The following is an 11,788-nucleotide window of genomic DNA, read 5'->3' on the forward strand; positions in this document are numbered from 1 at the left end:
AAATATAAATGATAATTATTCGTAATATCTTTATCGTTTTTTGGAGGATGATATGGAAACGTCACTGGCTGCGGATGAACAAGAACAGCAGCATCGGGCCACGCTCTCGGCCGACCGCTTTTTCTTTATGTCGCCGTTCCGCAGTTTTACGACCTCGGGTTGCTTCCAGCGCTTTACCTGCCCCGCAGAAGGGGGCGATGCGCCCGATAGCGCCTTTCAGCAAGGTTTAGCCTCGGCGTTCGCCGCAGCCAAAGCCGCCGGGATCGCCAATCCGGTGATGGTGGGGGCGATTCCGTTTGATACCCGCCAGCCGTCTGCGTTGTTCATTCCTGAGCGCTGTGAGTCCTTCTCACGCACCGCAAAACAGCACTCCTCGCGCTACCACGCGTCTCGCGAACCGATGCGGGTGACCGCGCGTCAGGAAATTCCGCAACATCCCATTTTCCTCGATATGGTTGCCCGCGCGGCGGCGCTGACGGCGACCCCGCAGGTCGATAAGGTGGTGCTCTCCCGGCTGATTGATATTACCGCTGGGCAGCCGCTGGACAGCGGTGTGCTGCTGGAACGACTGGTCGCGCAAAACCCGGCAAGCTTTAACTTCCATGTCCCGCTGCCGGACGGCGGGGTGCTGCTGGGGGCGAGCCCGGAACTGCTGCTGCGTAAAGAGGGCGATCGTTTCAGTTCGCTGCCGCTGGCGGGATCGGCGCGTCGTCAGCCGGATGACCTGCTGGATCGTGAAGCGGGTAACCGTCTGCTGGCATCGGAAAAAGACCGTCATGAACACGAGCTGGTGACCCAGTCGATGCAACGTACGCTGGCGCCGCGCAGCCTGCAACTGACGTTGCCACAGACGCCGCAGCTGATTACCACGCCGACGCTGTGGCATCTGGCGACGCCGATTGAAGGGCAGGCGAAAGCGGCGGAAAACGCCCTGACGCTGGCTTGCCTGCTTCACCCGACGCCCGCGCTGAGCGGTTTCCCGCATCAGGCGGCGAAACAGGTGATTGCTGAACTGGAACCGTTTGACCGCGAGCTGTTTGGCGGCATTGTGGGCTGGTGTGATGCCGAAGGGAACGGCGAGTGGGTGGTGACGATTCGCTGCGCGCGCGTGAAGGCCAACCGCGTGCGCCTGTTCGCCGGCGCGGGCATCGTGCCCGCCTCATCGCCGGAGTCCGAATGGCGCGAAACCGGCGTCAAACTCTCGACCATGCTGAACGTGTTCGGCCTGCATTAAGGAATCAGAATGACCGTAGAATTTACCCGCTGGCCGGATGCGCTTGCGGCGCGCTATCGTGAAAAAGGCTACTGGCAGGATCTGCTGCTCACCGACATGGTGACGCGGCATGCCGAAAGTGATGCGATTGCGGTTATCGACGGCGAATGTCAGATAAGCTATCGCGCGTTGAATCAGGCCATCGACAATCTGGCCGCGACGCTGCAAAGCCAGGGACTGAAACGTGGTGAAACGGCGCTGGTGCAGCTGGGCAATATCGTCGAGTTTTATATCACCTTTTTCGCATTGCTGAAGATTGGCGTTGCGCCAGTCAACGCGCTGTTCAGCCATCAGCGTAGTGAGCTGAATGCCTACGCCGAGCAGATATCCCCCGCAGCCCTGATTGCCGATCGCGGTCACGCGCTGTTTGCTGATGAGACCTTCCTCAATCATTTCTGCGCGCAGCACCGTGCTTTACGCGTCGTACTGCTACGCAATGGTGAAGGTGAACATGCGCTGGAAGCGGCGATGGCTCGCCCGGCGATGGGCTTCACGCCGACGCCAACCGCCGCGGATGAGGTGGCCTTTTTTCAGCTTTCCGGCGGCAGTACCGGCACGCCGAAGCTTATCCCCCGCACGCATAACGACTATTACTACAGTATTCGCCGCAGTAATGAAGTGTGTCGCTTCGATGAGGCGACGCGTTATCTGTGCGCTATTCCCTCGGCGCACAACTACGCCATGAGTTCACCAGGCGCGCTGGGCGTGTTCCTGGCGGGAGGAACGGTGGTGCTGGCGGCGGACCCTAGCGCGACGCTGTGCTTCCCGCTGATTGAAAAACACCAGGTGAACGTCGCGGCGCTGGTACCCCCGGCGGTCAGCCTGTGGCTACAGGCGATTGCCGAGGGGGCCGGTAACGCTCAGCTACGTTCGCTGACGTTGCTGCAGGTGGGCGGCGCGCGCCTGTCCGCCACGCTGGCGGCGCGGATTCCGGCAGAGATTGGCTGCCAGCTCCAGCAGGTGTTCGGCATGGCGGAAGGGCTGGTGAACTACACCCGTCTTGACGATACGCCGGAAAAAATCCTCAACACCCAGGGGTACCCGATGTGCCCTGACGATGAAGTGTGGGTGGCGGACGAAGAGGGTAACCCGCTGCCGCGCGGTGAAGTGGGGCGCCTGATGACGCGCGGCCCTTACACCTTCCGCGGCTATTACAAAAGTCCTCAGCATAACGCCAGCGCGTTTGATGCCGACGGTTTCTACTGTTCCGGCGACCTGATTTCGATTGATGAGGATGGCTACATCACCGTGCAGGGGCGTGAAAAAGATCAGATTAACCGCGGCGGCGAGAAAATTGCCGCGGAAGAGATTGAAAACCTGCTGCTGCGTCATGAGGCGGTGGTCCATGCGGCGCTGGTCAGCATGGAAGACACCCTGCTGGGCGAGAAAAGCTGCGCGTATCTGGTGGTGAAAGAACCGCTGCGCGCGGTGCAGGTCCGTCGCTTCCTGCGCGAACAGGGCGTGGCTGAATTTAAGCTGCCGGATCGCGTGGAGTGCGTGGATGAACTGCCGCTGACCCACGTCGGCAAAGTGGATAAAAAACAATTGCGTCAGTGGCTGGCTAGCCGCTCGCAGGCCTGAAGGAGAGAACAACATGGCAATTCCAAAACTGCAGGGCTACGCGCTGCCAACCGCGATGGACATCCCTGAAAACAAGGTGAGCTGGGCGTTTGAACCCGCGCGTGCGGCGCTGCTGATTCACGATATGCAGGAGTATTTCCTCAACTTCTGGGGGGAAGACAGCGAAATGATGGACACGGTGGTGGCGAACATCGCCGCGCTACGCGACTTCTGCAAGAAAAACGGGATTCCGGTCTATTACACTGCGCAGCCAAAAGAGCAGAGCGACGAGGACCGCGCGCTGCTTAACGACATGTGGGGGCCGGGCCTGACCCGCTCACCGGAGCAGCAGCGAGTGATTGCCGCGCTGGCGCCGGACGACCAGGACACCGTGCTGGTGAAGTGGCGCTACAGCGCTTTCCATCGCTCGCCGCTGGAGCAGATGCTCAAAGAGACTGGCCGTAACCAGTTGATCATCACCGGCGTGTACGCGCACATCGGCTGTATGACCACCGCCACCGACGCCTTTATGCGCGATATTAAGCCTTTCTTCGTCGCCGACGCGCTGGCGGACTTCAGCCGCGATGAGCATCTGATGTCGCTGAAATATGTCGCCGGGCGCAGCGGTCGCGTGGTGATGACCGACGAATTGCTGCCCTCGGTTCCCGCCAGCAAAGAGGCGCTACGCGCGTTGGTGCTGCCGCTGCTGGATGAGTCTGACGAGCCGTTCGACGACGATAACCTGATTGATTACGGGCTCGACTCCGTACGCATGATGGCGCTGGCGGCACGCTGGCGTAAAGTACACGGCGACATCGACTTCGTGATGCTGGCGAAAAATCCGAGCATTGACGCCTGGTGGGCGCTGCTTTCCTGCGAGGTGAAATAATGGCTGGCTTCGATTTTCGCGGCCAGACCGTGTGGGTGACCGGGGCAGGGAAAGGCATTGGCTATAACACCGCGCTGGCCTTCGTGGAAGCCGGCGCGCAGGTGACGGGCTTCGATTTAGCCTTCGACGGCGCAGATTACCCGTTTGCGACCGAGGTGCTGGATGTGGCCGATGCGCAGCAGGTGGAGCAGGTGTGTGAACGCCTGTTGGCTGGCACTGAGCGTCTGGACGTGCTGGTGAACGCGGCGGGAATTTTGCGCATGGGGGCGACGGATGCACTCAGTCTGGCTGACTGGCAGCAGACCTTTGCGGTCAACGTCGGCGGTGCGTTTAATTTATTCCAGAATACGATGGCGCAGTTTCGCCGTCAGCAGGGCGGGGCGATTGTCACCGTGGCGTCGGACGCCGCACACACGCCGCGCATCGGCATGAGCGCCTACGGTGCCTCCAAGGCAGCGCTGAAAAGCCTGGCGCTGACCGTGGGGTTAGAGCTGGCGAGCGCGGGGGTGCGCTGTAATATCGTCTCACCGGGTTCGACTGATACCGACATGCAGCGTACGCTGTGGGTCAGTGACGATGCGGAGCAGCAACGTATCCGCGGGTTTGCCGAGCAGTTTAAGCTGGGCATTCCGCTGGGCAAAATTGCCCGCCCGCAGGAAATTGCCAGTACCATTCTGTTCCTCGCCTCCCGCAGCGCCAGCCATATTACGTTGCAGGATATCGTGGTGGACGGCGGTTCGACGCTGGGGGCATAGGATGATCTGGAAACGTCATTTAACGCTTGATGAGCTGAACGCGACCAGCGATAACACCCTGGTGGCGCATTTAGGGATTATCTATACCCATATCGGTGACGATAGCCTGGAAGCGGTGATGCCGGTGGATAGCCGTACCCATCAGCCTTTTGGACTGCTGCACGGCGGTGCGTCGGCGGCGCTGGCGGAGACGCTAGGCTCGATGGCCGGTTTTCTGATGACTCGCGAGGGTCAGTGCGTGGTGGGCACCGAGCTGAATGCTTCCCACCATCGCCCGGTATCGCAAGGACAGGTGCGCGCAGTGTGTCAGCCTTTGCACCTGGGACGGCAGAGCCAGAGCTGGGAAATTGTCGTTTTTGACGAGCAGGGGCGGCGTTGCTGTACCTGCCGGCTGGGGACGGCGGTGCTGGGGTAGCGTCATATTTTGCGGATAATGGGCCGGATAAGCGAAGCGCCATCCGGCACGATGCCGTACATTGCCGGATGGCGCTTCGCTTATCCGGCCTAGATTCCGTCTTGTCGTAGCCGTATTCATCTCAATTTCCCCCTCTAGCACTCATCCGTTTTTCTGACTTAAGTGATCCCGTTAACAATGTGATGTAAATGTCGGGTTCTATTCCTGTTCAGATTGGTTTCAAGGTTGTTAAATCATACGTGTTGCTACGGACACAAAATGTAACATCCTCTGCTACTGATACGGACAATAACTATGAACAATTCAGGGAAATACCTTATATGGGCATTGCTCTCCATTGTCGGAGCCTTTGCCCTTGGCTATATCGCCCTCAATCGGGGGGAACAGATAAACGCGCTGTGGATAGTCGTCGCGGCGGTCTGTGTTTATCTTATCGCCTACCGTTTCTACGGCCTGTATATCGCCAAAAATGTGCTGCAGGTTGACCCAACCCGTATGACGCCATCGGTGCGGCATAACGACGGTCTTGATTATGTGCCAACGGATAAGAAAGTGCTGTTTGGTCACCACTTTGCGGCGATTGCCGGGGCCGGTCCGTTGGTCGGCCCGGTACTGGCGGCGCAGATGGGCTATCTGCCGGGCATGATCTGGCTGCTGGCCGGGGTGGTGTTGGCTGGTGCGGTTCAGGACTTTATGGTGCTGTTCGTCTCCACCCGTCGCGACGGACGTTCGCTGGGGGAACTGGTAAAAGAGGAGATGGGGCCGACGGCAGGGGTCATTGCGCTGATTGCCACCTTTATGATCATGGTGATCATTCTGGCGGTGCTGGCGATGATCGTGGTGAAAGCGCTGACCCACAGCCCGTGGGGGACTTACACCGTGGCCTTTACCATTCCACTGGCGCTGTTTATGGGGATTTACATTCGCTATCTGCGCCCGGGGCGCATTGGCGAGGTGTCGGTGATTGGCCTGGTGCTGCTGGTCTTTGCCATTATTTCCGGCGGCTGGGTGGCCGAGAGCGAAACCTGGGCTCCGTGGTTTGACTATACCGGCGTGCAGTTAACCTGGATGCTGGTGGGTTACGGTTTTGTGGCCTCGGTGCTGCCGGTATGGTTGCTGCTGGCACCGCGTGACTACCTCTCGACCTTCCTGAAAATCGGTACCATCGTCGGCCTGGCGATCGGTATTCTGATTATGCGTCCTACCCTGACCATGCCTGCCCTGACCAAGTTTGTCGACGGCACCGGCCCGGTCTGGACCGGCGATTTGTTCCCGTTCCTGTTTATCACCATCGCCTGTGGCGCGGTGTCTGGCTTCCACGCGCTGATCGCTTCCGGCACCACGCCGAAGATGCTGGCCAACGAAAACCAGGCCTGCTTTATTGGCTACGGTGGGATGTTGATGGAATCCTTCGTGGCGATTATGGCGCTGGTTTCCGCCTGTATTATCGACCCGGGCGTCTATTTTGCGATGAACAGCCCGATGGCGATGCTGGCACCGGCAGGAACCGCAGACGTGGTGGCTTCGGCAGCGCAGGTCGTGAGCTCGTGGGGCTTCGCGGTAACGCCTGATCTGCTACATCAGATTGCCAACGAAGTTGGGGAACAATCCATTATCTCCCGCGCGGGCGGCGCGCCGACTCTGGCGGTGGGGATGGCCTATATTCTCCACGGTGCGCTGGGCGGGCTGATGGACGTGTCGTTCTGGTATCACTTTGCGATTCTGTTTGAAGCGCTGTTTATCCTGACGGCGGTGGATGCCGGTACCCGTGCGGCGCGCTTTATGCTGCAAGACCTGTTGGGGGTGATCAATCCGGGGCTGAAACGCACCGATTCGCTGCCGGCTAACCTGCTGGCGACGGCGCTGTGCGTGCTGGCCTGGGGTTACTTCCTTCATCAGGGCGTGGTGGATCCGCTGGGCGGTATCAACACTCTGTGGCCGCTGTTTGGTATCGCCAACCAGATGCTGGCGGGTATGGCGCTGATGCTGTGCGCGGTGGTACTGTTCAAGATGAAACGCCAACGCTACGCGTGGGTTGCGCTGGTGCCGACGTCGTGGCTGCTGGTGTGTACGCTGGTGGCGGGCTGGCAGAAATCGTTCAGCGAGGATACGCGCGTGGGCTTCCTGGCAATTGCCAATAAGTTCCAGGCGATGATCGACAGCGGTAACATTCCGCCGCAGTACACCGAGTCGCAGTTGGCGCAGTTGGTGTTTAACAACCGTCTTGATGCCGGTCTGACTATCTTCTTTATGGTGGTGGTGGTCGTGTTGGCGCTGTTCTCGCTGAAAACCGCGCTGGCGGCGCTGAAAGAGGACAAACCGACGGCAAAAGAAACGCCGTATGAGCCGATGCCTGCGGATGCGGAAAACCTGGTTGCTCAGGCGAAACGCGCGCATTAATGTCATCTGTAACCCGGCCGAGCATGGCGACGCCGGGTTAACCTGATAAGGACAAAAACGATGTTTGATACGCTCTCAAAAGCCGGAAAATACCTCGGTCAGGCGGCTAAAATGATGATTGGCGTGCCGGATTACGACAACTACGTTGAGCATATGCGCGTTAACCACCCGGACCAGACGCCGATGACCTACGAAGCGTTTTTCCGCGACCGCCAGGATGCGCGCTACGGCGGGAAGGGCGGAGCAAAGTGCTGTTAAAAAGTTTTAGACATCTAAACGTCTTGATTGCCAAGCTCGTTGGCCGTGTTATAGTCATTTGACATCGGTTTACGAGCGGCAGACGACGAATGACAACAACGCAACTCATCCCCCAGAGCAAACTCCCCAACCTCGGCACCACTATTTTCACCCAGATGAGCGCCCTGGCGCAGCAGCATCAGGCTATCAACTTGTCTCAGGGTTTTCCCGATTTTGACGGCCCAGCGTATCTGCAACAGCGGCTCGCGCATCACGTGGCGAGCGGCGCGAATCAGTACGCACCTATGACCGGCGCGCTGGCGTTGCGAGAAGCGATCGCCGAGAAAACCACCGCGCTGTATGGTTACACGCCGGATGTTAACAGCGACATTACGGTGACAGCAGGGGCCACGGAAGCGCTGTATGCCGCCATTACCGCGCTGGTGCGCGACGGTGACGAGGTGATTTGTTTTGACCCGAGCTACGATAGCTATGCGCCGGCGGTGGAACTGTCCGGCGGCGTGGTGAAACGTATCGCACTACAGCCGCCGTATTTTCGCGTGAACTGGCAGGATTTTGCCGCGCAACTGAGCGAGAAAACGCGTCTGGTGATCCTCAATACGCCGCATAATCCGTCAGCCACCGTCTGGCAGGCGGCGGATTTTGAGGCTCTGTGGCAGGCTATCGCCGAACGTGAAATTTATGTGCTCAGCGATGAAGTGTATGAGCATATCTGCTTTGCAAAAGATGGACACGCCAGCGTGCTGGCGCATCCGGCGCTTCGCGAACGGGCGGTCGCGGTGTCGTCGTTTGGTAAAACCTATCATATGACCGGTTGGAAGGTGGGTTACTGCGTAGCGCCAGCGCCTGTCAGTGCGGAACTGAGGAAAGTGCATCAATATCTGACCTTCGCGGTGAACACGCCAGCACAGCTGGCGCTGGCGGATATGCTGCGCGCGGAACCGGAGCACTACCGCCAACTGCCGGAATTTTATCAGGCGCGACGTGACCTGTTTATTGATGCTCTTAGCCAGAGCCGCCTGAAGCTGCTGCCGTGTGAAGGCACCTACTTCCTGCTGGCGGACTACAGCGCGATCTCCGATCAGGATGATGTGAGCTTCTGCCGGTGGTTAACCACGGAGGTGGGCGTGGCGGCGATTCCGCTGTCGGTCTTTTGCGCCGCGCCGTTCCCGCATAAGCTGATACGTCTGTGCTTCGCTAAACAGGAGGCGACGCTGCTGGCCGCCGCCGAGCGTCTTTGCCGATTGTAGCTATTTCACCGTCCAGGCCTGTGAGAACTGGCGATTGCCAAACATTTCGCACAGGCCGTTAATCTGCTTCAGGCGCAGAATTTCGTCGGCATCCATGCCCAGTTCCTGGCCCATCTTTTCATCGCTCCAGCCAAGCTGGCTCAGTTCGCGCACGATATCGGACATGGCGCTAATCTGGTGTCGCCCGCGCGCGCGGTTATGGCGCACGGTGGCGGCCATGCGTGAGGGGAGCGAATCGTCGCACTTTTCCAACTGGGTAATGGGCAGGTAGCCGTGAAAACGCTTTTTCAGCGTGGCTTTGGACTGTGACAGCTGGTGGCGATGGAAGCCGTCGACGATTTCGTAATGACGATCTTTTTTCTCAACGACTACGATAGGTTGGGTGAAGCCGTCGGCCTCCAGTGATTTGGTCAGCAGACGTTTTTCCTGCGGCGCCATATTATTCGGGTTGTAGTCGTTTGGGGTAATTTGCTCTTCTTTCACCCACAGCACGCAGTCGATAGGCTGATCTTTAAACGGGCTTTCAGCGTGTAAGGCCTGACGGAACTGGTTAATGGCATCGATTTTGTCATTCGGTGCGAGGCTTTGCAGGTAGTCATGCAGCTGATTAATTAGTGTTTGTCGCATAAGATTCCCCATTGCTGACGCTTTTGTTCCATACGCGCGCGATAGCGCTGGTAGTGATTCGCTTTGGTGGGGCTGAAGGAGAGCATCCGGCACCAATAGTCATTGTTTAATAGTACCTTGCATATTCTTCGCCATGATGGGATGTCCTTCGAGCCCAGATCTTTTTCCTGTTCGTCAGGAATGTCTTCCCAACCCTGCTTTTGATACCAGTGAAGGTAGACGGCAATTTTGTTGCGATAATGGTCGGCGGTGGTTTCCGGCATGCTGTAAAGCAGAAAATGCGCGTAGCTGCGCCAGCTGTGGTTGGCTGGCTTCTCGAGCTTACGGTGGCCGTAAAACTGGTTGTCCTGCCCGGCATACACGCCACCGCTGTGTACGCCGCTGACCCGCTGACACATATCGGCCCAACGATCCGGTTCCAGTACGTGATAGAGCCAGAGCCCCTGGCGCTGCTCTGGGCCAAAGGGTTCACAGATACGCATGTAGCGCAATGGGACTCCGGCCTGATACATCAGATTGTAGAGGGGGTTATACGGCTGCTGGGTTTTGGCGAACCACGTCCAGATATCGGCGGTTTTCCAGTCGTAGATAGGGTAGACGTACCAGGCATGGTTACCCGGCGCGACGGTTGTCCAGGGTTTATCATCGGCAAAGCGACGTTTCCGCTGGGAGGCAATCGTCAAAAAGCGGTTATAAGATTCGTCGGCACGGATCCCGACCATCACCGCCGCCGGACGCTGCTGGGAGAACCATTCGGCAAATTTTTGCACAAACAGTTCAAACGTCATGCCTGGTTCATAAAAGGCGAAAAAAGCAGGATCGGTAATCGCGTCGGCTGGCGGTTGTCTGACCCATTTAGCGCCCGGCTCCCAGCACTGCCATTCCGGATTAAATTGGGTCAGTGAGTTTTGCGTGGTCAGCGGTAGCGCGACCCAATAAAAGCTCTCAATCACATCCCGGTATTGTTCGCGCAATTTCTCACAATGGTTAATGGTATAAGAAAATTGTGCTTCCCAATCAATAAACAGGACGCTAATTTTGAGCCCTCGCTCGCGGGCAAGCTGCGCGGTTAAATGCAACATTACCGTGGAGTCTTTACCGCCGGAAAACGAAACGCAAACGCGAGAAAAGTTATCTAATGTCCAGAGAATACGATCCCGGGTTGCTTCCAGAACCGATTGTGGCAGCGGGAGTTTGACCATGGGCATACATCGCCATCCTTGATAACGTGTTCTACTAAGCGAATTTCACATCATACAATAATATAAGTAATAATCACGAACACAAATCGTTCCTTTTCTGGATTTGTTTTTAATACGACGGTGTTTGTGTTTTTAATGGTTTTTAATTATATTTTCATGCTTTTGATTACTCTGGTGAATAATTCTGAGTTGAGTGAGGCACGGTTATAGCACACATAAACAGACATTCTGGGGAGTGGTGCAGGAAGAGTAATTTCTTTCAAGCGTAGCGATGCTTTTAGCATAGTGTAATAAGGGCGAGGTACGATACCAATTAAATCTGTCTGGTAAATCGCGTTAATAGTGGATACAAAAGATGATGAGCGAAATGCGCAATTGCGTTCGGCCAGAAATATCTCGTTATCATACTGGTACTTTTTTACCCACGAATCATCAACATCGTAGTAGGTGAATCTTTCCTGGAGAATCTCCTCGATTGTCGCGTGAGTTCCCAGTCGCGGGTGGTCTTCCCGGCAGACTAACACGGTTTCCGTCTCGTAAAATTTCTCACATGCCAGCGCGCGGTTTTGGACTTGCGAGGTCGTAATAACAATATCCGCCTTGCGGTAGTGCAGGAGATTTTCTACCGAATCGTTGGGAATGGCGTAATCGTGATACTCAAGCTGGAGATCCGGCTCGGCCAGCAGTGTATTAATAAAGTTGGCAATTTCGGGCGTTGAAAAGAGCTGTGGACCGTAAATGATGAACTTTTTATCCAGATCCGCATTTGCCATCATGTTAATTGTCTGTTCTATCTGATTAAGATTTTTTGACAGATGCTGATGTAAATTAACGGCAATGGTGGTAGGAGTAATCCCTTTTCCGGCGCGGACGAATAACGGATCGTTTAATTGCGTGCGTAGCCGCTGCAGCGATTGGCTCACTGCAGAGGGGGTGATAAATAGCATTTCAGCCGCTTTACTGATGCTAAGATGTTGATATATGCACTCAAAAATAACCAGCAGGTTAAGATCGAATCTTTTCAGGTCATAGAGATTTGCCATTACGTATCCTTTATAAATTATTTGGGGGTATTCGTTTCCCCAATTGTCACAATCCATGTGTTCGAAAAACTGAAATATATATGAAACTCCGCTAAATATAAATCATGACTGTATGG

At 56.5% G+C, this 11,788-nt stretch carries 11 protein-coding genes; 8 read left to right on the plus strand and 3 right to left on the minus strand.

What is annotated here, in order from left to right; all coding sequences use genetic code 11:
- Positions 1 to 52: 52 nt before the first annotated feature.
- The 8 genes from entC to NNN71_RS20420 all read left to right on the plus strand — a co-directional run bounded on the left by entC (position 53) and on the right by NNN71_RS20420 (position 8,800).
- Positions 53 to 1,234, plus strand: a complete 1,182-nt coding sequence (entC, locus tag NNN71_RS20385) for an isochorismate synthase EntC (protein ID WP_271459213.1) — start codon at positions 53 to 55, stop codon at positions 1,232 to 1,234.
- Between the two features lie 9 nt (positions 1,235 to 1,243).
- Positions 1,244 to 2,854, plus strand: coding sequence for a (2,3-dihydroxybenzoyl)adenylate synthase EntE (gene entE / locus NNN71_RS20390; protein ID WP_271459214.1), 1,611 nt, complete (start codon positions 1,244 to 1,246; stop codon positions 2,852 to 2,854).
- Between the two features lie 13 nt (positions 2,855 to 2,867).
- On the plus strand, positions 2,868 to 3,722 hold the full coding sequence (locus NNN71_RS20395; RefSeq protein WP_271459215.1) for an isochorismatase: 855 nt from the start codon (positions 2,868 to 2,870) through the stop codon (positions 3,720 to 3,722).
- The gene (gene entA, locus NNN71_RS20400) at positions 3,722 to 4,477 is read left to right on the plus strand and encodes a 2,3-dihydro-2,3-dihydroxybenzoate dehydrogenase EntA (protein ID WP_271459216.1); all 756 of its coding nucleotides are present in this window, start codon (positions 3,722 to 3,724) and stop codon (positions 4,475 to 4,477) included. Before NNN71_RS20395 ends, entA begins: the two co-directional genes overlap by 1 nt.
- A 1-nt stretch (position 4,478) precedes the next feature.
- The gene (entH, locus tag NNN71_RS20405) at positions 4,479 to 4,892 is read left to right on the plus strand and encodes a proofreading thioesterase EntH (RefSeq protein ID WP_064548199.1); all 414 of its coding nucleotides are present in this window, start codon (positions 4,479 to 4,481) and stop codon (positions 4,890 to 4,892) included.
- A 294-nt stretch (positions 4,893 to 5,186) separates the two neighbouring features.
- Complete coding sequence (gene cstA / locus NNN71_RS20410; RefSeq protein WP_163447680.1) at positions 5,187 to 7,292, plus strand: pyruvate/proton symporter CstA; 2,106 nt, start codon at positions 5,187 to 5,189, stop codon at positions 7,290 to 7,292.
- Between the two features lie 60 nt (positions 7,293 to 7,352).
- A complete protein-coding gene (locus NNN71_RS20415; protein ID WP_014169079.1) occupies positions 7,353 to 7,550 on the plus strand; it encodes a YbdD/YjiX family protein in 198 nt (65 codons plus the stop codon).
- An 89-nt stretch (positions 7,551 to 7,639) separates the two neighbouring features.
- On the plus strand, positions 7,640 to 8,800 hold the full coding sequence (locus NNN71_RS20420; protein ID WP_271459217.1) for a pyridoxal phosphate-dependent aminotransferase: 1,161 nt from the start codon (positions 7,640 to 7,642) through the stop codon (positions 8,798 to 8,800).
- Here NNN71_RS20420 and NNN71_RS20425 read toward each other — a convergent pair whose 3' ends face one another.
- The 3 genes from NNN71_RS20425 to citR form a co-directional block, all read right to left on the minus strand.
- Positions 8,801 to 9,427, minus strand: coding sequence for an IbrB-like domain-containing protein (locus NNN71_RS20425; RefSeq protein ID WP_163447678.1), 627 nt, complete (start codon positions 9,425 to 9,427; stop codon positions 8,801 to 8,803).
- Positions 9,412 to 10,635: a phosphoadenosine phosphosulfate reductase gene (locus NNN71_RS20430; RefSeq protein WP_163447677.1), complete on the minus strand. Its 1,224-nt coding sequence runs from the start codon at positions 10,633 to 10,635 to the stop codon at positions 9,412 to 9,414. Before NNN71_RS20430 ends, NNN71_RS20425 begins: the two co-directional genes overlap by 16 nt.
- A 140-nt stretch (positions 10,636 to 10,775) precedes the next feature.
- Positions 10,776 to 11,672 carry a DNA-binding transcriptional repressor CitR gene (gene citR / locus NNN71_RS20435; RefSeq protein WP_271459218.1) on the minus strand — a complete coding sequence of 299 codons (897 nt, stop codon included), beginning with the start codon at positions 11,670 to 11,672 and terminating at the stop codon, positions 10,776 to 10,778.
- Positions 11,673 to 11,788 lie beyond the last annotated feature (116 nt).

Origin of the sequence: Kluyvera sp. Awk 3, assembly GCF_028069715.1 — a bacterium.
In the GTDB taxonomy this organism is placed as follows: Bacteria; Pseudomonadota; Gammaproteobacteria; order Enterobacterales; family Enterobacteriaceae; genus Kluyvera; species Kluyvera georgiana_A.

Bases quoted from the DNA above. Each gene is read 5' to 3' on its own strand.
- entC (WP_271459213.1), top strand. From the start codon at position 53: ATGGAAACGTCACTGGCTGCGGATGAACAAGAACAGCAGCATCGGGCC.
- entE (WP_271459214.1), top strand. From the start codon at position 1,244: ATGACCGTAGAATTTACCCGCTGGCCGGATGCGCTTGCGGCGCGCTAT.
- NNN71_RS20395 (WP_271459215.1), top strand. From the start codon at position 2,868: ATGGCAATTCCAAAACTGCAGGGCTACGCGCTGCCAACCGCGATGGAC.
- entA (WP_271459216.1), top strand. From the start codon at position 3,722: ATGGCTGGCTTCGATTTTCGCGGCCAGACCGTGTGGGTGACCGGGGCA.
- entH (WP_064548199.1), top strand. From the start codon at position 4,479: ATGATCTGGAAACGTCATTTAACGCTTGATGAGCTGAACGCGACCAGC.
- cstA (WP_163447680.1), top strand. From the start codon at position 5,187: ATGAACAATTCAGGGAAATACCTTATATGGGCATTGCTCTCCATTGTC.
- NNN71_RS20415 (WP_014169079.1), top strand. From the start codon at position 7,353: ATGTTTGATACGCTCTCAAAAGCCGGAAAATACCTCGGTCAGGCGGCT.
- NNN71_RS20420 (WP_271459217.1), top strand. From the start codon at position 7,640: ATGACAACAACGCAACTCATCCCCCAGAGCAAACTCCCCAACCTCGGC.
- NNN71_RS20425 (WP_163447678.1), bottom strand. From the start codon at position 9,427: ATGCGACAAACACTAATTAATCAGCTGCATGACTACCTGCAAAGCCTC.
- NNN71_RS20430 (WP_163447677.1), bottom strand. From the start codon at position 10,635: ATGCCCATGGTCAAACTCCCGCTGCCACAATCGGTTCTGGAAGCAACC.
- citR (WP_271459218.1), bottom strand. From the start codon at position 11,672: ATGGCAAATCTCTATGACCTGAAAAGATTCGATCTTAACCTGCTGGTT.